General features: G+C 32.9%; 21 protein-coding genes. 5 read left to right on the top strand and 16 right to left on the bottom strand.

Going from position 1 to position 22,321, the window contains the following annotated elements; translation table 11 throughout:
- Positions 1–53: 53 nt before the first annotated feature.
- The 4 genes from VF726_RS21230 to VF726_RS21215 form a co-directional block, all read right to left on the bottom strand.
- Positions 54–653 carry an undecaprenyl-diphosphatase gene (locus VF726_RS21230; RefSeq protein ID WP_440171853.1) on the bottom strand — a complete coding sequence of 200 codons (600 nt, stop codon included), beginning with the start codon at positions 651–653 and terminating at the stop codon, positions 54–56.
- 505 nt (positions 654–1,158) lie between these two features.
- Positions 1,159–3,723, bottom strand: a complete 2,565-nt coding sequence (pulA, locus tag VF726_RS21225; protein WP_440171851.1) for a type I pullulanase — start codon at positions 3,721–3,723, stop codon at positions 1,159–1,161.
- 487 nt (positions 3,724–4,210) lie between these two features.
- Entirely contained in the window at positions 4,211–5,914 is a 1,704-nt protein-coding gene (locus VF726_RS21220) for a M4 family metallopeptidase (protein WP_440171849.1), read from the bottom strand.
- Between the two features lie 382 nt (positions 5,915–6,296).
- Positions 6,297–6,797, bottom strand: a complete 501-nt coding sequence (locus VF726_RS21215; RefSeq protein ID WP_440171847.1) for an AraC family transcriptional regulator — start codon at positions 6,795–6,797, stop codon at positions 6,297–6,299.
- 219 nt (positions 6,798–7,016) lie between these two features.
- Here VF726_RS21215 and VF726_RS21210 point away from each other — a divergent pair, with 219 nt between their 5' ends.
- Positions 7,017–7,484 (top strand): VOC family protein, encoded by a 468-nt coding sequence (locus VF726_RS21210; protein ID WP_000589645.1) that lies wholly within the window; start codon positions 7,017–7,019, stop codon positions 7,482–7,484.
- Between the two features lie 354 nt (positions 7,485–7,838).
- Positions 7,839–9,143: a preprotein translocase subunit SecY gene (secY, locus tag VF726_RS21205; protein ID WP_087956173.1), complete on the top strand. Its 1,305-nt coding sequence runs from the start codon at positions 7,839–7,841 to the stop codon at positions 9,141–9,143.
- A 17-nt stretch (positions 9,144–9,160) separates the two neighbouring features.
- Here secY and VF726_RS21200 read toward each other — a convergent pair whose 3' ends face one another.
- Together VF726_RS21200 and VF726_RS21195 are read right to left on the bottom strand one after the other, a co-directional pair.
- Complete coding sequence (locus VF726_RS21200) at positions 9,161–10,198, bottom strand: DnaA N-terminal domain-containing protein (RefSeq protein ID WP_440171844.1); 1,038 nt, start codon at positions 10,196–10,198, stop codon at positions 9,161–9,163.
- A gap of 135 nt (positions 10,199–10,333) precedes the next feature.
- Positions 10,334–11,251 (bottom strand): DMT family transporter, encoded by a 918-nt coding sequence (locus VF726_RS21195; RefSeq protein WP_440171842.1) that lies wholly within the window; start codon positions 11,249–11,251, stop codon positions 10,334–10,336.
- A gap of 146 nt (positions 11,252–11,397) precedes the next feature.
- On the opposite strand from VF726_RS21195, the gene pdxR reads away from it, so the two are divergent.
- Positions 11,398–12,831: a MocR-like pyridoxine biosynthesis transcription factor PdxR gene (pdxR, locus tag VF726_RS21190; protein ID WP_440171840.1), complete on the top strand. Its 1,434-nt coding sequence runs from the start codon at positions 11,398–11,400 to the stop codon at positions 12,829–12,831.
- 94 nt (positions 12,832–12,925) lie between these two features.
- Here pdxR and VF726_RS21185 read toward each other — a convergent pair whose 3' ends face one another.
- Positions 12,926–13,852 (bottom strand): NADP-dependent oxidoreductase, encoded by a 927-nt coding sequence (locus VF726_RS21185; protein WP_440171838.1) that lies wholly within the window; start codon positions 13,850–13,852, stop codon positions 12,926–12,928.
- A gap of 195 nt (positions 13,853–14,047) precedes the next feature.
- On the opposite strand from VF726_RS21185, the gene VF726_RS21180 reads away from it, so the two are divergent.
- Positions 14,048–14,902 (top strand): alpha/beta fold hydrolase, encoded by an 855-nt coding sequence (locus tag VF726_RS21180; RefSeq protein ID WP_440171836.1) that lies wholly within the window; start codon positions 14,048–14,050, stop codon positions 14,900–14,902.
- Positions 14,903–15,022: 120 nt separating this feature from the next.
- Here the strand turns inward: VF726_RS21180 and VF726_RS21175 are convergent, their stop codons facing one another.
- Positions 15,023–15,358 carry a hypothetical protein gene (locus tag VF726_RS21175; protein WP_061679806.1) on the bottom strand — a complete coding sequence of 112 codons (336 nt, stop codon included), beginning with the start codon at positions 15,356–15,358 and terminating at the stop codon, positions 15,023–15,025.
- An 11-nt stretch (positions 15,359–15,369) separates the two neighbouring features.
- Positions 15,370–16,539 (bottom strand): ParM/StbA family protein, encoded by a 1,170-nt coding sequence (locus tag VF726_RS21170; RefSeq protein WP_071759329.1) that lies wholly within the window; start codon positions 16,537–16,539, stop codon positions 15,370–15,372.
- Positions 16,540–16,748: 209 nt separating this feature from the next.
- Here VF726_RS21170 and VF726_RS21165 point away from each other — a divergent pair, with 209 nt between their 5' ends.
- Positions 16,749–17,150: a hypothetical protein gene (locus tag VF726_RS21165; RefSeq protein ID WP_440171834.1), complete on the top strand. Its 402-nt coding sequence runs from the start codon at positions 16,749–16,751 to the stop codon at positions 17,148–17,150.
- A 44-nt stretch (positions 17,151–17,194) separates the two neighbouring features.
- Here the strand turns inward: VF726_RS21165 and VF726_RS21160 are convergent, their stop codons facing one another.
- From VF726_RS21160 to sleB, 7 genes are all read right to left on the bottom strand, one after another.
- On the bottom strand, positions 17,195–17,731 hold the full coding sequence (locus tag VF726_RS21160; protein WP_440171832.1) for a DUF1697 domain-containing protein: 537 nt from the start codon (positions 17,729–17,731) through the stop codon (positions 17,195–17,197).
- A gap of 120 nt (positions 17,732–17,851) precedes the next feature.
- On the bottom strand, positions 17,852–18,310 hold the full coding sequence (locus tag VF726_RS21155) for a GNAT family N-acetyltransferase (protein ID WP_440171830.1): 459 nt from the start codon (positions 18,308–18,310) through the stop codon (positions 17,852–17,854).
- Positions 18,311–18,504: 194 nt separating this feature from the next.
- Positions 18,505–19,002 carry a GNAT family N-acetyltransferase gene (locus tag VF726_RS21150; RefSeq protein ID WP_440171828.1) on the bottom strand — a complete coding sequence of 166 codons (498 nt, stop codon included), beginning with the start codon at positions 19,000–19,002 and terminating at the stop codon, positions 18,505–18,507.
- 24 nt (positions 19,003–19,026) lie between these two features.
- On the bottom strand, positions 19,027–19,383 hold the full coding sequence (locus VF726_RS21145) for a hypothetical protein (protein ID WP_440171826.1): 357 nt from the start codon (positions 19,381–19,383) through the stop codon (positions 19,027–19,029).
- Positions 19,384–19,495: 112 nt separating this feature from the next.
- The gene (locus VF726_RS21140) at positions 19,496–20,092 is read right to left on the bottom strand and encodes a YhcN/YlaJ family sporulation lipoprotein (protein WP_440171824.1); all 597 of its coding nucleotides are present in this window, start codon (positions 20,090–20,092) and stop codon (positions 19,496–19,498) included.
- Between the two features lie 26 nt (positions 20,093–20,118).
- Positions 20,119–21,459, bottom strand: a complete 1,341-nt coding sequence (gene ypeB / locus VF726_RS21135) for a germination protein YpeB (protein ID WP_440171822.1) — start codon at positions 21,457–21,459, stop codon at positions 20,119–20,121.
- A 15-nt stretch (positions 21,460–21,474) separates the two neighbouring features.
- Entirely contained in the window at positions 21,475–22,254 is a 780-nt protein-coding gene (gene sleB, locus VF726_RS21130; RefSeq protein WP_440171820.1) for a spore cortex-lytic enzyme, read from the bottom strand.
- Between the last annotated feature and the right edge of the window lie 67 nt (positions 22,255–22,321).

The following is a 22,321-nucleotide window of genomic DNA, read 5'->3' as shown; positions in this document are numbered from 1 at the left end:
ATAAACAGTTGCATCTTGCGGAAAATAGTAATGAGGATAAGAAAGGGATATACTCAAAATCCCTTTGATTTGTTTTTGGATGATAAAACATATTTTTCTACTCTTTCATATAACGTAAGCAATTGATTAATAAAAGAAAATTTCGGTACGAACCAATACGAAAATAACGCTGAAACACATCCTATTAAAGCCCCCATTGTAACGTCGAAAGGATAATGAACCCCTACCCAAATACGAGAGATCGCTACACAAAATGCAAGTATAAGCCATAACCATCCAGTTTTTTTACGAACAAGCCAGAATGAAAAACAAATTGAAAAAAAGAGAATCGTATGGTCACTAGGAAATGAATTATCTACAGCATGGTCGACAAGTTTATTCACATCAGGTAATACTGCAAACGGTTGGTAATTTAGATGAAATTTCCCCGCCATTTTCCCAATCACCTCAGCAATTATAAAAGCAAACATCGCTTGAATAACCATCATCTTACTTTTTCTGGTCCTAGTAAACCAATAAGCTAAAACAATTAAAGCGAAAATATATACCATATATTCTGCCAAAAATATCATGGTTGAGTTTAGAAATGAATATTGTTTACCTAAATCATTAATTGCTCGGAAAATATCAATATTGAATTGTGAAAAAGACATTTTCAAATCCCTCCTTTTTAGTAAGTTGTTTTACTGATTTCCATATAACTTCATTACATGAATAGTTTTGGTTATTGTACTCATCTAAAAATACCAACCTCTTATGACATCGCTTTCTTCTTTTTCACTTTAATAAAAAAAGAAAAAGGAAAACATCGAACTTTCTTACAAACATTCGTGCATTCTTACAGTTTTGTCATTTTCTCGTCATTTAGTAAATGGATTCATCGTCTTGCCTTTCGCTATTTTCAAACCTCTTGTAACTCTAGGTTTATATTGTTCTTTCGGTATGCAACGGCATGTTCCACAAAAAGTTAAATGTACATACCCATACCTGTAACTTTTCATACTCTAATTACACATTAAAAAAGGAGAAGAACCTTTGTGAGTTCTTCTCCTTTTGTTTATGATTTTTATTAAATTGTAATAAAATTACAGTATGTGAAATTTTATTACTTGAACTTTAAAAGCGAAGTGAAAATAATATTCATTCCGCTTTTTTCATTTATTTAATCGGTTTCTCTGTTTTTAAAACAAATGAACTTAATGCAGGAACTTTAATTTTATTGTCATGGACAACAGAAAGTGGTTTACTTCCCGCCTGCTTCCCGTCTACTAGTACTTTCCAAGGCCCTTTCGATGGAAGTGTTATTTCAACCGCTTCTCTATTTGCATTGTGAGCCACCATAAAGTATTCGTTTTTATTACCATTTCCTTTTGTTGAATAAGCCACAACATTTTTGGGAGCATCAATAAAAGAGATCTGTTTTTTAATTTGCTCTGCAGATGTCATTCGAAAAGCTGAGTACTTTTTGCGTAATTCTATTAAACCCTTCATATAATCTACTTCATTATTAAACGTTGCACGGCGCAACCAGTCCATCTGGTTAATTGAATCTGGAGATTTGTAACTGTTATGATCACCATATTTCGTGCGCATAAACTCTTGTCCCGCATGTAAGAACGGAATACCTTGTGATGTTAATAAAATCGAAGAAGATAATTTATGCATTTGTTTTCGCACTTCTTCGTTATCACCTGAATTAGTCAACTCAAGTTTATCCCATAATGTATGATTATCATGTGCTTCCACATACGTTAGCACCTGCTCTGGATCTTGGTAAGTCGACGAATTTGTATCGTAGTCAATGCCTGCGGTAATGCCTTTTTTAATACGGTCTTCCATGTTTTCCTTTCCATTTACAAACCCATTTTCTTTCTCTTCAAATACACTACCTTTTAATCCATCACGTATATTATCGTTAAAATGAGCAATCCCTTTCATTTTCTCTGCATTTTTTTGATTTGCTTTCAACTCTGCTGCAAGAGGTGTATTTAAATCCCAACCTTCTCCATGTAGTATAATAGAAGGGTCAATTTGATTAACAGCTTTACGTATTTCATTCATTGTTTCATAATCATGAATACCCATTAAATCAAAACGGAATCCGTCTAAATTGTATTCTTTTGCCCAGTATGTTATTGAATCAATCATAAATTTCCTCATCATTTTTCGTTCTGAAGCAGTATCATTTCCTACACCAGTGCCATTTGCAAATGTTCCGTCTTCATTGTAACGATAATAATAACCTGGAACTAACTTATGAAAATTAGATTCAGTAGCATTATACATATGGTTATAAACTACATCCATAACAACACGAAGATTATTATCGTGCAGTGTTTGAACCATTTGCTTTAATTCAGTTATTCGAACAGTTGGCTCATATGGATTTGTAGAATAAGATCCCTCTGGAACGTTGAAATTTTTCGGATCATATCCCCAGTTATATTGTGGTTCGTTTACATTCTCTTCATTTACTGAAGCATAATCAAATATCGGTAAAAGCTGAACGTGTGTAACACCAAGATCTTTCATATGATCAAGTCCTGTTTTTACACCTTCAGGCCCTCTTGTTCCTTTTTCTGTTACTCCTAAATATTTCCCTTTCTGCTTAATCCCACTTTCAGGTTGGATGGAAAGATCGCGTACATGCAATTCATAAATAATAGCATCTTCCGGATTTTTTAATTTAGGCTTTTTGTTAGTGTTCCATTTTTTCGGATTTGTTTCTTCTAAATCAACAACCGCACCTTTATCTCCATTTACAGAAGCAGCACGTGAATACGGATCAACTGCTTCCGTCCACTTATCACCAATTTTCACCTTATATGTATAATAGAGACCTTTTTGGTTCCCTTTAAGTTCTGCTTTCCAAGTGCCCTTTTCACCTTGTTGCATGTTTATTTCAGTACCTATTTTATCGTTCCATTTTTTATATGTAACTAATTTTGCTTCACTCGCAGTAGGAGCCCATACACGGAACTTTGTATGTTGTGGTGTATATATATTCCCTAAATCGTTACCACCATAATAAAATAAATGATCAAACTCTTCACTACGAATGACTTTACCGATTTCCGTATTTGTATCAGCTAAGTTTTCAATTTTAACTTTGTATGTCTGCTTTAAATCAATTTTCTGCTCCGTAATTACTTTCACCTTATTCGTAACATTTCCACTGTTTATATCATAAGGACTAATATTCTTAATTTTAATACCTTCCATTTCAATTTTCTTTTCCTTAATATGAAACGGGACATTCGTCGTTACAGTAATTTCATGGAAACTATCAATAGTTGCTTTTTGAATTGATAGATCCGATGAAGGCTTAGCGTTATATACTTTTTCATCACCAGAAAGAACCCATACTTCAGCACGACCGTCCTTTATATTTTCAATCCAACGATCGCCACCATCTTTTTCCCACTCATTTGTACGAATGATAAATCCTACACGATTATAGTCACCATCTATATTAATCTTAGCGTACTTTCCAAATTCATCTTCACCAGTAAATTCATATGATGTACCATTTGCATTTTCTCCCCATATCCAAAGGTTCCAGTCTTTTGTATTTCCAGACTGTTCTTTGTAATGAACGATAACTTCAGTTGTTTTCGAATTTGAAATTGCCTTTACACTTTGAAAAGAGAAAACGGATGATAACATTACGATTATAGTAAGTAATAAAACTGATTTGTTAATTAATCTTTTTATCATTTGCACCACATACACCCTTTCTTTAAATAGTACGAACGATTTATTATGCTCGTACTACATTCCAATACTTAAATCAATCTAGAAATCTATTTTTACTTCACCCCCATGTTTGCTATTTTCAAATCTGTATTTCAATGATCTTTTCAATACGAAAACGTTTGCATTAATATTTAAAAAAATAGTTTGTTTATGTCTTCATATATTTAAAAATAATACAAGATCAGGGAAATTATTTTAAAGCAATCGTTTGTTATCGCTTTCATTTTATAGCACTTTCCGTTAAGAGGTCAATATATTATTAATTTTCTGTTTTTACATACTATAAACCTTACATATTTGTCGCAGCTTCTTAAAAGTAAAGTGCCTAATTATCGCTTAGTAAGTGTATTTTCACTCATGCATAGTTACGTAAAAAAACAGCTAATGTCCTTTTAAGGATATTAGCTGTTTTTTCATAATGTAATAATATATGAATGATAACTATATTTCTAACTTACTTAATTTTTGCTGCATCAAATGCCTTTTGTACCGCTTGAACTTCAGCTGAATTCGCACCATATTTATTAGTTGCCACTCGAATACATGCTGATCTCAATTCTTTGAAATTAGAAGTCATGTTTAACTCATCTGTATTTGCATAATAGAAAATATCAAACATTTTATCTTCACCAATTCCTTTAACAATTACTCCGTTATGAGTTCCGCCTTTTGCAATAAGATATGCAACTTTATTAATAATGCTTGAATTAAAATGAACGCCACCTTGATCCCATCCATTAAAATCGTTAAATTCACTGTAATCATCTGGATAAGGTACTCCAAGTGAAGATGGAACAGAAGCTGGGTTTTCCATATCACGGAAGACAGATCCAGTTTGTTCTCCCATCGTCCAGTTAAAGCTTCCATTATTTACGTATTTCTCAATAGATGTTCCCATAATATCAGATAGTGCCTCATTAATCGCACCAGATTCACCGTAATATTCAAGATTAGATTCACTAGAAGTAACAGCATGTGTAAATTCATGCCCAGCCACGTCATATGCTTTGACGATAGGATCTCCATATACAAGCATACTACCATTATTAGCACTTAATGCATTCTGCCAATTTTTCGGATTATTCGTCTCTTCAGAATCCCAAGCGTGTACAACTGAAACTACCTTTTGTCCCTTATTATCAAAGCTATTACGATTGTATTTATCTTTATAAAAATCAAACACTTTTGTTGCTAAGTAATGAGCACTTACTGCTTTTGGATCGTTAAATGTTGTCGAAGTACTAGTTGCTAATGTACCAGGATAATAGCTTTCTTCTTTAGTAATATCTCTGTAATTCACATCATATGTTTCAATTCCTTGCCCTCTTGTATAATCAGCCAGAGCATATTTGCCATTACTTTGTTTAGAAATACCAAATGAACGAGAGATCCCTAAATCATCTTTTCCAGTGCCCGTTAATGATGTAAGACTGCTTTTTTTACTTTTCTTTAAGGCTCCAACTAGTTTTTCACTTGCTTTCAAGTTAGACTCTTGTACCATATTTTTTAACATATCACCATTTTGTGCATTTACTAAATATGTTCCGGAAACATATTTTGGTGTTGCCGCTTCAAATGTAACCTGGTATGCATTGCTAGCCTGTCCATTATTTTCATCAACAAAAATAACTTCCTTAACTTCTGGCTCCGAAATAAAATTGATATCGTTCCCGTACTTCGTATAAATATATTGTTTCGCTTCATCTTTTGATAGATTGATAGGCTTTTTCAATTCTTCTTGTTTTAAATTTTGCGCGCTATCGCCTGAAACACTTTTAATAACACCGTTATGATCTACGTGTGCAGTTAATTGATGGCCATATACTTCTTTTCCTTCATATGTTTGTTGTATACGTACAAGTGTAGTCCCATCATATGAATCACGTTTTTGAAGAACTTTATAATCTACTCCAGTTTCTCCATTGACTTGCTTTGAAGAAAGGGCTTGTTCTGTTTTCTCCTTAAGAGCATCTTTTACTACATTCTCTGGTTCCTTTTGTGACGGTTGTGTAAGTTCACCTGAACGGAATGATTCCTCCTGAATTTGAATTTGTAGTTGATCTGTTTCCTCTGCATGACCTACTCCATACGGTGCTACTGCTGTTAAAGCTAAACCTGTTGTTAATGCTACCTTAGTTAACGTCTTTTTGTTTTTCATTTTTTCACCTCGTATAATTTTGAAATAGAAAGCTTGTACAAAGTATACTTCCTGTTCCTGTCGAAAAAAAGGGAAAATACACAATTTATGTAACATTATGCAAAATTACATAATATAAGGACGATGATTCAAATTAAGAACAACTTATATAAGTGCATGAATTTCAATAAAAAAAGAGCACTTTAAGGTGCTCTTCAAATACGATTATAAATTATGCATTGTGTCATTTATTAGTATATGCTCGTCTCATTTAATTGTTTATTTAATGTTTTCTCTACCCAATAATCTTTTAAAAACATATCATCCAATACGCCGGTATCCTCCGTTACTATTTGATTAGCAAATAAAAAATATAGTAAAGATAATGCTAGATAGAAACATACTACTTATTTGCATTCATATTTATTGGTACTTTTTTAATTGGCACAAATAAATCAACCTTTAACTTTCCTTCTAAATCTTCTGCAACATTATTTAAGCAAAACTCTAAATTATCTCTATCATAATCTGCATCATACTCACTATTTGGTAGCCACTCTGCGTACATGTATTGATACGCTACACTTAATTTATGAGGTTCATCATAGAATTGGTATAGAGCGTATAGACCTCCATCTACACTTTTAAATTGCACACCCTCATGTTGTTCTTTTTCAAAGTTTTCAGGTATGGTCACGCAAGCATCATGTCGGCACATATGGCTTGCAACAAGTTCAGGATTATCTAATGAGATTCCGATAAATGATTGCTCCGGTGGATAAAGCTTATTTTCAATAGACCAGTTCAATAACTTCCCCCAATGATCTTGTGGTTCAAAGTAACTACCAGTTCTTCTTATGAATGCCACTTCTAATGGTCGTAATTCTTTTACAACTACTTTCATTTATATCATCCCCTTATTAAGTATCTATTCAATTTATTTATCTTTCAATTTGATAAATCCCTTTTAAATAAACAAATTTCTTAATTGCATAAATCTTAATTGAAATAAGATTATTTACTACTAAAGTTGTATGTACTTTCATACTTTTACTCGATTCTATATTCTTTTTTAACAGCTATAGTAATGATAAGAAATTGTAAGAATAAAGGAGGATTTAAATTGATTAAAGGAATATACGAAGCACACTTACCGGTTAGCAATTTAAGAAACTCAATTGAATTTTATGAAAAACTAGGGTTGAAATTAGCTTGGAGCGATGAATCAACAGCATTCTTTTGGATTGAAGAAGGAATGAGTTGGCTGGGGTTATGGGAAGGTTCTGAATGTGAAACGAAATATCATCCTTCTTTACGTCATATTGCATTTAGAGTTTCATATGAGGATTTAAAAGAATCATTAAATTGGTTACACTCACTTCAAATTAAAGCTGTTCCGTTTGGGAGTAATGAATCTATTGCACCTTTTGTCCGTCCACATCAAGGTAATGCATCTGTTTATTTTATTGATCCAGATGGTAATAGCTTAGAACTTATTTGTCATATTATTGTACCTAATGCACTAAAACATATAACTAATAAATTATCCTTTAAAGATTGGGAGAAACTATTAGCTGACACATTCGAATGAATATTAGCTATAAATCATAATGTCTCACCTTTATTTTTATAACATGTATAACAATCCCTAATAATAATGTCCTATCAATTTATCATTAAATAAATGTAAAAAATGACCCTATTTATTCATTTTTCATGCGTATGTATGTACATTTGTTAATTTATTCGATATATTATGTGTATTGAATGATTACGAAAAGCTTATAGGTCGTTAAAAAACACCTTATATTTTTATATCCATGAAAACTACAAAATGTATGTAAATCCATTTGTCAAATGAATTTAATGCGGAAGGAGGTTTGTGGTTACTTCATCGGGATATAATAATCAGTTTTAAACTGATAAAAATATAGGAGGCGACATAATGTTTCGTACGATTTCAAATTTCATGAGAGTAGCTGAGATAAGAAACAAAATTCTTTTTACACTAGCGATGCTAATCGTTTTTCGAATTGGCACGTTTATTCCAGTTCCTCATACTAACGCAGAGGTATTAAAAGTACAAGATCAAGCTAACGTTTTAGGTATGCTAAACGTATTTGGCGGAGGAGCACTGCAACACTTCTCAATCTTTGCTGTAGGTATTACACCTTATATTACAGCTTCCATCATAGTACAATTACTACAAATGGACGTTATACCTAAATTTTCGGAATGGGCAAAGCAAGGAGAGATGGGCCGTAAGAAATCAGCTCAATTCACTCGATACTTTACAATCATTCTCGCATTCATACAAGCCATTGGGATGTCTTATGGTTTTAATAATATAGCAGGTGGACAATTAATAACAGATCAAAGCTGGACTACATACTTATTTATTGCGACAGTGTTAACTGCAGGTACTGCATTTTTACTTTGGTTAGGTGAACAAATTACCGCTAACGGAGTTGGTAATGGTATTTCGATGATTATCTTCGCAGGACTTGTAGCAGCAATTCCAAATGTTGCGAACCAAGTTTATCTGCAACAATTCCAAAATGCAGGCGATCAATTATTCATGCACATCATAAAGATGGTTTTAATTGGTCTCGTTATTTTAGCGATAGTTGTTGGTGTTATTTACATACAACAAGCTGTGCGTAAAATACCGATTCAATATGCAAAAGCTGTTTCAGGAAACAATCAATATCAAGGAGCAAAAAACACTCATTTACCTCTTAAAGTAAATAGTGCTGGTGTAATTCCAGTAATCTTTGCTTCTGCATTTTTAATGACGCCGCGTACAATTGCGCAGCTCTTCCCTGATTCAAGCGTCTCAAAATGGATTGTTGCAAATCTTGATTTTGCACATCCAATTGGAATGACACTTTATGTCGGTCTTATCGTTGCTTTCACATATTTCTATGCATTTATTCAAGTAAATCCTGAACAAATGGCTGAGAATTTGAAAAAGCAAAATGGATATGTACCTGGTATTCGCCCTGGTAAATCAACAGAACAATATGTAACGAAAATTTTATATCGATTAACATTTATCGGCGCAATTTTCTTAGGAGCAATTTCGATCTTACCGCTCGTATTCACGAAAATTGCTACGTTACCGCCTTCTGCGCAAATTGGTGGTACCAGCTTACTTATCATCGTCGGTGTAGCACTTGAAACGATGAAGACTTTAGAAAGTCAGCTTGTGAAACGTCATTATAAAGGATTTATAAAAAAAGTAAATTAAGTAAAAAACACAGTTGGTTATTTTTCCAACTGTGTTTTTAATTCTACTACCTTTAATTTCCCCACCAATATGTCAACCACTTTTTCCAAGTTCACTATTTTTTCTTCTAAAGCTTGAATGCGTTTATCACTCTCGCCTACATCATTGTTTTTAAAATTATTAGTAGAGCCTTTGAACTGCTCCCCTATTTCAGAAATTGTATTATCAATAGTAGATTTTGATTTTTCATCATTATCGTTTGCATATGTATTTGCTTTCAATTCAAATTGCAGTTCATATGTATTTCCAGTTAACTCTTTAGCTATTTCTAAAATTAAATCTTTATAAGAATGCTCAACCCATCCTTGTTGGAATTCATTTTCAAAATAAATGATCAATGAATTTTCATTTATTCTGGCTGTCGTTTCTTTAACCCATGTTTCATATGAAGGTCTTGAAATTATTACTTGCATTTTATCTTTTATTTCATTCCAAATTGTGCTGTATTCCTCTTGTATGGGAGTGTGCTGATTATTTTGCGCATGATGTATCTGCAATGTAGGAGTAGTGTTTGGTTTTATTTCGAACCAAATTTGATATTCTTCATTTGTAAGATTTTGTACGGTACTTGAAATTATATTTTTATACTCCCCTTCAAGCAAGTCACGATGAAAAGCATCTTCACAAAAGATTATTAATTTATTATCTTCAATATTAGCATTTGTATTTCTAACCCACGTCATAAATGTTTTCTCTGCTACTTTAGGCCTTAATGCTTTCTTTACTTCATCCCAGCTATTAAGCCTTTCTTTTCGAACATCTTTCAACTTAGGTGGTTCGCCATTACATAGATCAAACTGAATTTCAAACGTCGTATGAAACATTTCTCTTAATGTATTAAATACTAATTCTTTGTAATGAGATTCTAACCAGTCACGTGCAAATTCATTCGGACAATAAATTGTTAATATATCATCTTCTAAATAAACAGTAGTATTCGTAAACCAAGTTTCATATGATGGTTTTGAAATTCGCGGTCGAATTTGTTCCTTTACTTCAGTCCAATTTATTTTCATAATAACTCCCCCTCTATTTACAGTTCTCTTTCATATAGCTTAATAATATTACGACTTTCCAATAAATAAAGTCAATCCGTATCTTTAATAAAATTAAAGCAGCCCTATTTTATACAGGGCTGCTTCTTTATACAACTACATTTCCTTCTCAAAAAATCTCCCTTGTTTGAAATAAGACCGGAGTGTGGATCGATTAGCTAAAAATACACCAACCAAAATGAAACAAGCACCTATCCCCATTGTAGGATTTAAAGGTTCACCTAATATAATATACCCTACAATAATAGCAATTAAGGGTGATACATATAACCATGTTGACGGGAATACAGGATTTGTTTTTGATAAGAGCCAATAATATAATCCGTGCCCACCAATTGATCCGATAAAGATAAGATATAAAATAGGCCACTGTACACTCCATGAAGCTAATACAGTTACATTCGGTTGTTCTACTATGACAGACACGATTAGTAGTAAAACACCTCCATAAAACATTTGAATGCCATTAATGAGAAACGGTGATACACTTTGTAAATCCGAAAGTATTTCTTTTGAGCGAATAGAACCTATTCCGTAAAATAACTCTCCAATTATTAAAATAAAACAAGCGATACTCCAAATAAAACTTACTTCTTGGTGCATTCCTGGTAAAGAAACAAAAACAACGCCTATGAGTGCAATAATTAAAGCTAGCAGTTGCTCTTTTTGTAATTTGGTTTTATTTTTCTTTGCCTGTAATAACAAAATCATCATCGGCCCTGTAGCAGATAGTACAGCAGCTAACCCTGAGGAAATATATTGTTCCGCCCAGTATAATGTAGCGAATGTCATAAACGTTAAGCAAAAACCAGCATACATAATACGTTTTGAAAATAGATGTGGCATTATTTCTTTTCGCTTTAGCTTAAATATAATCATCAGAATTACGCCTGCTAAAAAGAAACGAATTCCTGCTGAAAATAATGGAGGCGCCCCTGCTTCAATTCCTATTTTTATCGTTAAAAATGTTGTTCCGAAAATAATACATACTAAAATATAATTAATAATGACCATTTTCCTTCCTCCTTTTTACTCTTAACATGAGTATAGAAGGTGTGGTGTATAACAGTGTAACTATGTATATAACAGTTGCCTAAAATCGTAGTTGATTCTCTTTAAATTTTTCGCTTTAATTAAATAAAAATGAAAAAGGTGAAACCATGAAGATTGTCCTTCGTAAAGAATCTAACATACCGTATTATCAGCAAATATATATGCAAATTGTTGAAAGAGTACAAAGTGGTATGCTTTCGCATGGTGACGCACTTCCATCTTTACGCTCTATGGCCGAAGATTTACAGATTAGCTTATTAACTGTTCGTAAAGCATATAAGCAGCTAGAAAAAAAGTCATATATACGTATTGAGCAAGGTAAAGGTGCTTATATACATAAACATGTAAAGAAAGATTTCAAACCAATTCCGTATAAATGGCAACAAGCGAAAACGATTAATGTTATGCGATCTCAATATGCAATAAATCAGCATCGGAAATATTACGATTTTTCACAAGCGATTTTATATCCTCGCTTATTACCAAATCCATTCTTGGCAGACGAAATGCATAAAATACTTAATAAAGACCAGATGATCTTAGCAACTTATGGGCCAATTCAAGGTGATTATGAACTACGTGTTGAGATAGCAAATTACTTACATGAACACCAGCAATTACTGACAGACCCATCTCAATTATTAATTACAAGCGGAGCACAACAAGGAATTGATTTAATTGCTCAAACATTATTAAAGCCTGGAGATATTGTATTAGTGGAAAGTCCTTGTTATAGTGCTGCTCTTGATATTTTCATCAATAAAGGTGCTCAAATTATACCTATTTCTCTTGATAATCATGGAATTCGCTCTGACTTAATCGATGATATTTGTCAAAGTAAAAATCCTGTTTTATTGTATACGAATCCAACTTTCCAGAACCCAACAGGTACAGTAATGAGTAAAGAACGGAGAATGGAACTGATAGAACTAGCAGAGCTATATGAATTTTTTATAATTGAAGATGATTCGTTCGGAGAAATATATTTTGAGGGCGCGACTGTTCCCCCTCCGATTAAAAATTTTGATACAAACGGTCACGTAATATATATAAAAGGATTTAGTAAGACGTTAGCACCAGGACTGCGTATCGCATCACTTATTGCTGATGGACCTATTTTCGAATGGTTACATGCTGTAAAAGGTTCAATGGATATCGGTAGCCCTTTATTAACACAAAAAGCACTTTTACCTTTTTTACGTGCAGAACGTATGAAAAATCATTTAGAAAAATTACGTACAGCTTTACAAATTAGACGTGATATAACGATTGATATATTATCACCACTTAAAGAAATAAGCTTTGAAATACCAAATGGTGGATTTAATTTATGGATTACACTCCCTGATTCGATAGACCCCTTTACCTTATTACAAAAAGTAAATGAATTGGATGTCTCCTTTTTACCAGGAACAGCTTGTTTATTAAATAACGATATAAATAATAACCAATTAAGGATTAGCTATTCTATGTTAAATGAAAAAGATATGTTGATTGGTTTAGAAAAATTACATGATACAATACGAAATTATACGCTTTAGAAGCATATGCACAATATCTTTAAGCTAATAAGTAAATACCCCAAAATATTTTTGTTTGGGGTATAATGACTTTTCGGAAGTTACTTTATTATTTTTATTCCAATTTCATTACAATCTTACCTCTTACATGTTGACCTTCACTCAAAATATGAGCTTCTCTAACCCCTGCTTCATTAAACGGTACAACTTTACTTATGATTGGTTTAATTTTTCCACGTGCAATTAAATCAGATAATTCTTCAAGTTGCTTTCCATTTGGTTTTAGCCATAAAAATCCTGATTTTATCCCATTTACTTTTTGAATTGGTTCATGGACAATCGATACTAAAACACCACCAGGTTTTATTATTTGAAAACTTTTTTCTTGTACTTCCCCACCTATTGTATCTAATACAATATCAAAATCTGATAGTAGTTCTTCAAATTTATCTTTTCTATAATTAATAACGAGATCTGCTCCTAAAGACTTTACAAACTCTTCATTCTTACTACTCGTAGTTGTCGCAACAAAAGCTCCAAATGATTTTGCAATTTGGATTGCCAAATTTCCAACTCCACCAGCTCCCGCATGAATGAGTACTCGGTCATGTTCTTTTATTTCTGCATAATCTACAAGACTTTGCCACGCTGTAAGTCCTGCAAGAGGAATAGAAGCTGCCTCCTCGAAACTTAGATTAGTAGGCATATAGGATACTAAATCCGATTTTACTGTAATGAATTCAGCATAAGAGCCCTGTCCTATATTTTCAGGTTTCGTAAACACCTTATCTCCTATTTTGAATTCCTCTACTTCTACCCCAATTTCTTCAATAACTCCAGCTGCATCTAACCCTAAAATGATTGGAAATGAAAATCGTAACTGCTCTTGTAAGTCTCCCTTTCTAATTTTCCAATCAACAGGATTAACAGATGTTGCGAAAATACGTATTAATACCTCGTTATCTTGAACAACCGGTTTTAAAACTTGTCTTTCTTTTAATTCTTCAACATTACCATATTGATCTATAACAATCGCTTTCATTTCCTCTCCTCCTTGCTGTTTATTTTAATAACATACAAATATTTCTCAAAATTTTTTGCCTTGAATTATCATAAACTTATTTTTGGGGGTAATTATGTAAGAGGCATTATACATTCCAAAACGATACTTGCACACACCTTAGAATCTTTCAAAACTGTATTTTCAATTTAATTCAAAAGAAATGGAGAGAACGCTATGACTGAAAAGATATTTAAAGTAAACGGGATTGATATATGTACAGAAAGCTTTGGGAACCCTAAAAACCCAGCTATTTTATTAATTATGGGGGCTACGTGTTCAATGGTGTATTGGGATGAAGAATTTTGTGAGCAGTTGGCTAACACAGGGAAATTTATTATTCGTTTTGATAACCGTGATGTAGGACGATCTGTTGCATATGAACCTGGTACTTCCAATTATACAGTTACAAATATGGCTGAAGATGCAATTGGTGTACTAGATGCTTATCATATTGATAAAGCGCATCTATTTGGTATGTCTTTAGGTGGTATGATCGCTCAAATTGCTGCTGTAAAACATCCTGAAAGAATTTTATCGTTAACATTACTCGCTACAAGCGTAATAGGCTCTGACGATAACACGCGTGATTTACCTCCGATGGATGAAAGAATTTTAACACATCACGCAAATGGCACACATTTAGATTGGACAAATGATAAAGTTGTAGCAGAATATTTAGTTTCCGGATCTCGCCTATTATGCGGGTCCAAACGAACATTTGATGAAAATAGAGTCTATAAACAAGTAATACAAGAAATTGAACGAGCTAACAATTTATTAAGCATGTTTAATCATGCATTACTTCAAGGAGATGATGCATATGAAGGTGTGCTTCACTCCATACAGGCACCTACATTAGTTATTCATGGAACAGACGATACTGCACTTCCTTTCGAACATGGTCTCGCACTAATTGATGAAATTCCTAACGCTGTTCTATTAACCCTTAAAGGTGCCGGACATGAAATTCATCCAGATGACTGGGAAGACATAATCTATGCTGTTACTGAACATACATCTAAATTATAAATAAATAACGAATAGAAGGGGCATAAAATATGGTGCGCCCCTTCTATTCGTTACATGTAAAAAAGGCCCATCACCGTATCCATATGTATAGTGATGGGCAATACTTATATTTTTCTATGTTTAAAAAAATGGACAATCTAATTGATCAACAGATTCCCATGATTTTTTTTTTATATTTTCGGTGGATTTATTAGCTTCTAGTGGTACGTTTTTAAAAGGGTTTACTTCAACCTTTAATATGGAAGATGGCTCTACGTATAATGAGAAAACATGGCTACTTGGTATAGCTTTTGACACATCAATATCTCCTACTTGTTTAAAAAGTTGCTGCGCCGCAAAGAAAAAGAAATTTGTTGGGTTGGATTGTTTATTTAGCCATGCAAGCATTTCAGGTGATACTGACTTATGAATATTGATTTTCACTCGATCACCACGTTTATATCGCCTAGATCGCATGCTTCCACCAACTAACTTATCGTTAAGTTTGTAAATCCTAACTCTTTTTGCTTATGCTCTCTATATTTTGGTGAACAAGTGTAGACTAATAATCCACGTGCATTTGTAAATAAAGGATTATCTACAAAGATTACATTTGTTAGTCGTCCTTTTTGTTTTAAAATCATCTTTAAACTATTTTTAATAATTACTGCGCCCCCACCATAAATAAACACGTATGGATCGTCCTTCATATCATCAATTTTATTTATGATATCCGTTGCGACACGCGCTGCTAATCCTAATAATGCTGGTTGTGATTCCTCAACTAATAACGCATTTCTAGGGTGCTTTTCATTTAAATAAATTTGGTTAAACTCTGTAATGCTATCAATCGTCTTTGTTGGATATTTCCGGTTCCATCTTGTAATAATTTGTAGTAACGTTTCTTTCACACCATATGATAAACCCTTACTTAATTGTGGTCTAAAGTTAACACCTAATGAAACTACTTCTTCTGTCGTCCCAGCGCCTATATCAAAAGATAAGAGTGTTTTATCAACAAAATCAATTTCTGATACTTGATTTTGTTCACATTCTATTTTATGTTTCACAACATTTCCTTCTTCATCATATACAATGCCCCACGTCCCAGAAGCGCCCTCAGGTAGGCATTTACAATATTCGATTGAAATATTAATTGTCACATCACGCCCGTTAGGATAATGGAACACAACCTTATGATTACCCATATAACGTTTTGCATTTTCCGCAGCTATTTCTTGTGTAATGAGCTGCATAGGAAGAGCAACAGATAAATCATATCGAATATTAATATGGCTAGAAGTTGGACTTTGACGCATAGCACTTACCGCTAAACCAGATAAAATTGTAATAACCATTAACTCATCAGTTGACTTATTTGATTTCTTCTCAACCTCAGTACCTTTTAATTGATCTTGAATGACCTTTTCTCCAACGATATACCGCACATTATTTAACATTAACGATGGAGAACTAATGGTCACGTCAATGTGATTTTCTAACTCAGATAACGAAACATCTCCCTCATCTAACAATCCAGTAGGCTCTCCTATATATAAAGCATATATACTCGGAATAAAAATAGGATCTTGCCCTTTCACCATTAACTTCAAACCGTTATTTCCTGCATCAGCACCAGCTTTTAATAGAATAGACATAACTACCCCCTAAATTAATCTGACATCCCTTCCAAATATATGCGAGCCCATTCTTTTACATTCAAATGTAATGTAATTTTTTATTTATCGTAAAAACAAAATATCGTATTCTTGCCCCTTTATGTAAAAAGTATTTGACATAAAACCTTTCCAATTTTATACTATGAGTGTAAATAGTTTTTTACATTTTAGGAGGTGTTATTTCTAAATTGAATCATAAAAAAATCATTTTCATAATCATCGTTATATCATTACTCGGAATCCTCTTACATGGCGCATATAAATATATAACGGAAGGTTCAATTGTAGGCGGAACAATATTCGGTTTTTCGTTAATACTTAGTAATTTAATTAATCAAATTACTTGGGGAGATCCAAACGGCGTGTCGGAAGAAAGCCAAGATGAAATGGGACAGCAAATTACATATAAAAGCTTTAAAATTGCTTATTTTGTACTTATATGCCTTATGTTTTTTATTTTAATATTATCAGAAGGATTTGCATTCCTATTACTCGATGAAATAAAGAATCTTCCACTTTTTATTGCTCTTTGCTCTTCATTCTTTATTTATCCTATTGTCGAACTTATAATCGCAAAACAATATAAATAAAAAGGTGAGATTTTCTCTATACAGAAAATCTCACCTTTTTATATTTACATACCCTCAACTATCGTTTTTAATTTATTCACAATCCGCCAATTCCTTACTGTAGCTGGTATATGTAACTTCTGAAACTGGTTCATTAATTTAGAGTTTCGAATGCTACTTTTGAAAAACAAAAACACTACCTTTTCATCTATATAACAATCTTCAGTCTCATTTTTTTGCATAAGCAGCTGATTTTTTTCTATTTCAGAAAGTTCATTTGCTAAGAAAGCAACATGTATACTTTCCCCTTCTAACAATGAATCAGCTTCATAAGGACACCTTTTTATCATATTTATAAATTCCTCATTTGTTCTTAACATGACAGGCACATCAAAACTAAAAACGTTTTGAATTTCCGATTGTATTCGTTTATTTAGAAAATCAATATCTTTTTCAGATTCAAACACGATATTACCGCTTTGAATATATGTTTTTACTTGTTTTAACTCTATTAATTCAAACATTTGCTTTAAATCAGACATTTTGATTATCTTATGCCCTCCTACATTGATTCCTCTTAGTAATGCGATATAAATTGTCATATCATTTCTCCTCGTATAAATGTGTTACCCAATTGATGTAAAGTGATTTAATTTTAATATAAACTACAAGAACCTTGCTACATTGTATTGAAGTAAGGTTCTTATAATTGTTTAATTTCGTTATAGATCCGTTGACTTTTTAAACAAAGGTATATACCCTCCACTAGGTCCATAAGCAACTCCAATCTTTTCCCATCCATATTTTTCATAATAGTCTTTAAGATCTGAAGTAAGATAAAGAAATTGGTACCCTCTCTTTGCAGCTTCTAGCAGTCCATGATTCAACAATTTTGCTCCTACAGAATCGCCCCTAAATTTCTCATTTACAAACAAACATGCTAGCCAAGGAATCAAATCCTGACGACTATTTAAATCATTGCGAATTAATGCATACGTTCCAATGATCTCATCATCTACTTTTGCAATGTAAAAACTCGGTATGTCATTTGGATCAGTTAGAGCATTAATCATACAATCTTCATAGAATGCACGCCCACCTTCCTCACCCCATTCTTTCCAAAAAACATCTATGGCCTTATTAAATAAGTCATCCTTCTTTAGTAATTGAATGATTTCCATAAAACTTATACCTCCCAAAAGTATTAATTAATGATTGTATAACTATAAAAACTAAATGTATTTCAAGTAACTTTATTTTTTATGTAACTATCTACAATTTCTTTACTCTTAAATATAGCCTATTAATATGTATTCTCTTATTGTCTACATAAAAAAACTTACTACTTTGTTATGCAAGAGTAAGTTTTTTCTCGTTATTTCATGATAGGTAAATGCATTATTATTTGTTGACCAATCGGTCCCATTCTTCTAAAACCTTTATCTTGGAAGCCGACTTTTTCGTATAAATTTTGTGCAGGAATATTTTTTTCATTTACAGCAAGTACAACCTCATTTTTTATCGGGAAATAGCATTTTACAAACCCTTGTAATAATGCCAATGACTTTTCAGCATATCCTTTTCTTTGTCTATTGTGATTTATAGAAAACGATGTTAAAAGTAAAGCATCCTGATTGTCTGTGAACTCCTGTACTCTATCTCCTGTTTGCAATGCAAAAAGACCAACAGGTACCCCGTTGTAATCTAAAATAACAATTACATTTTTTGTGCGATCACTCTTAGCTTTCTCCAGCAATTCACTTGGATCTAATGTGAATCGAACTTGTTCACTTGGTAAAGTAAATGTTTGTATAACTTCTTTATATTTTTCTTTAAACGGAACTAATTGTATTTCCCCTGTATGTATGTTCATGCGAAACTCTCCCATTTTTACTTATTAACTTAAACCTTGCTGCACTTTAGAGTGTACTTTTCCATCTAAAAAGGTAATTTCAACTAATGCAGTCGAATCGCTTCCTTTCCAAGCAAAAATTTGTTTAATTTGTGTAGAATCTTCTACCCCTTCTTCTATAAGTAAATTACCATCAAAACCAATTACATCTTTCACTTCTGTATAAGTCATTCCTTCATTTATATTCGAGAAATGATTTATATTAATAGATTCTTTCTTCTCCCTTTCCATCACAGTAGAAGAAGTTGCTGTTTGTTTTTTCACTTCTTTCTTCTGTTCACACGCTGTCATACTGAAACCTAAGCATAAACTAAAAAATATTAATGCGCCTTTTTTCATCATAACAGTTGTCCCTCCCATACTAATTAAACCATATATTCCCTTAAAAATAAACTGAATATTTAATATTATATTGAAAAACCCTGCACAATTCAGTACAGGGTAAAAGTTAATTTTATTTATTTAAATGATTATTTGATTGGTCATTCTGCTCTTTTCTTAGTTCTTGTTCTTCATCTTTTGGTAATTGTTTATCATTATCTTTAACTGGATTCGTTTCTCGATTTTCAATCATGTCATTTGGAACTTGTGGCATTACTCGGCCAACGATTGCTGCTAACTCATCAAGAATACCTTCGCCTGTTTTTCCTTTTTTAATTTGCTTTCCAATTTGTTTTAGTCGTTCATACGTATCAACATCTGCTACAACGACTGCATTAGCACCATCCGGATCGTTTTTTAAACTTTCTGCAACAGAGTATTTAATAGACTCAACACGAGTGCGATCGAGTTTCGCTTTTACATCTATACCTACAATAGCATATTTACCAACCACTACCGCTGTTGCATCATTTACACCTGGCACACTTGCGGCTAAAGATGCTAAATGGTCCGCTGCTTTTTCATTTGGCTTATTGGATTTGTTCGCATAATTAACATTTTTCGTCGAAACATTTTTTTGCTCTGGTTTTTCGTTTGGATTGTCCTTTTTTCCAATACTACATCCAGTTATAAAAAAGCAAAGCATTAACATATATATTAGGATTTTCATTATTCTCACCACTTTACTATTAAAGTTTAATCATAAATTTTTTCAACAGCTTGCATTTTCTTCACTTTTTCCTCTGCACCGCTATTTGCATTAATGAAAATTTGGTACGTATCTTTCCCTAAAGTACCTATAAATTCATAGCAAAGTACTTCATTATGCAAATCATTTACTACGACAGCTTTGCGTTCTTCCATAACTTTAACATCTGGATTGATTTTCTTTTTTGCTTCTGCTGCAGTTAGCTTTGCTGATGGAACTGTTCGTTTTTGATGTGATGCTAAATATTCTTTAGCGGAGAATCCAACGATTGAACCGTCATCTAAAGCGATTTTCATTTGGATTGCCTCTGGATAAATTCGTATGCCATTTTCATTTACTACATACGTAAATACTCCAACATTATCATATTGTGAGCTATCATAAAGCTCCATATTATTAAACTTATGGTCCTTTAAGAATTTCAAACCTTTACTTCCTGCATCGTTTAAACTAATTTTTTGTTCTTTAATTTCTCGATTATTCATTACCCAAATTGGATATCCACCTTTTCCGGTAATATCCATATAAAACTCATTATTCGTTGCGGAATCTTTAATTTTCACACTATAGAAAGATTCTTTTGCACCTTTTCCACTTTTCTCAACATCTACTTTTTCATTTCCTTTTAAATTCAAAAACGATTTTGCAATTTTCGCTGCTTCATCTTTAGAAATTGCTTTTCCTTCTGCTTCAAATCCGCCTTTTTTATTTTTTTGCGCACTTGTAAAGGTCGGTCCGAAGTTTGTAGACGAATACGATGTTACATTTTTCTCTACTGTCTTTAATCCGTCAATAATTGTATTGTCTGCAGGATCACGATTTGATGCGAGTGCCATCTCAACATCCATCCAGCGTAAATTATTTTTCAATACAAGATGTTGTACTTTTCGTAGTTCATCTTGAATGTTACCTGCGTTTGAATATAACGTTTGCAACGTTTTATATTCTTGATCATTTAGCGGTTCTTTTTCTAAATCACGAATAGCTGCACGATAACTAAAATCACCGATATTTGCTAAAAATTCTTCCGTTTTATTAAAAGGCATTAATGTTAAAGGAAGTTGTCCTACATCCGAACGAGCTTCCGATGTTAATCTCCATACGTCTGCTAATGCAGGTGATAAAGATGCACGTGAATTCATCGCAAGCGTTGTTCCAATTTTGTCGTGCAATAAATCTACCTCGTATGCTAAATCATGAAACGCACGTTGATAGCTATTTTCTGCTCGAATTAATACTGCATTCTTCTCTTGATGCTCTTTATAACCCCAATAACCTGTTCCAACTACACCGACTGTTAATAATACGATTATAATACCTCGTAACATAGTTCCACCTCCGCTCTATTTACAGAAAATATGTTTCCCAATCTTTTTAATTTGTGGACGAGTCCAAATCCATTTACTTGTTGCTGTATCTGGATTGAAATAATACAATGCGTTTCCTGTTGGATCCCATCCATTTAGCGCATCTAATACAGCTTTTTTCGCTGTTTCATTTGGTGTTAAATATATTTGGCCATCCGCAACTGCCGTAAAGGCTCTCGGCTCAAATATTACTCCTGATACAGTATTTGGGAACGATGCACTTGTAACACGATTTATAATAACCGCAGCTACTGCAACTTGTCCTAAGTATGGCTCACCACGAGATTCTCCATATACTGCGTTTGCCATGAGCTGAATATCATTTTGAGAATAACCATTTGGAACATTTGTCCCTTTATTTTGAGGTGGTTTATTTTCCTGTGCAGTACCACCACTATTTCCTTTATTCGTTGTCGTTCCTTTATTAGCAGTTGACTTGTCATACTTCGTTGCTTTTACTAGCATTTGTTTCGTTTTAGTTCCAGCTAAACCATCAACAGGTAATCCGAATTTCTCTTGAAAATTTCGAAGTGCCCAGTATGTACCCCATCCGAAAACACCATCCACTTTTCCCGTATAAAATCCGTTATATTTCAAACGAGACTGCAGTTCAATGACATCTTCGCCAGATGCCCCTCTTTGAATGACTTGATTAGAAAAGGCTTCTACATTCTTTAGTTGTATACTACTGACCATTAAAGACAGTCCTATGAACGCAAGTAAAACTGCTATTTTAAAAATAGCTTTTTGGCGCATAATTTTCCCTCCTTAATTATGTAAATGATTTCTTGGTTATGTTTTGTAAAAGCCTCGCTTTTATGTA

It is taken from the genome of Bacillus sp. Brlt_9, from assembly GCF_051948935.1.
In the GTDB taxonomy this organism is placed as follows: domain Bacteria; phylum Bacillota; class Bacilli; order Bacillales; family Bacillaceae_G; genus Bacillus_A.
The sequence above is the reverse complement of the archived record's forward strand: the minus strand, read 5'-3'. Positions and strand labels throughout refer to the sequence as shown.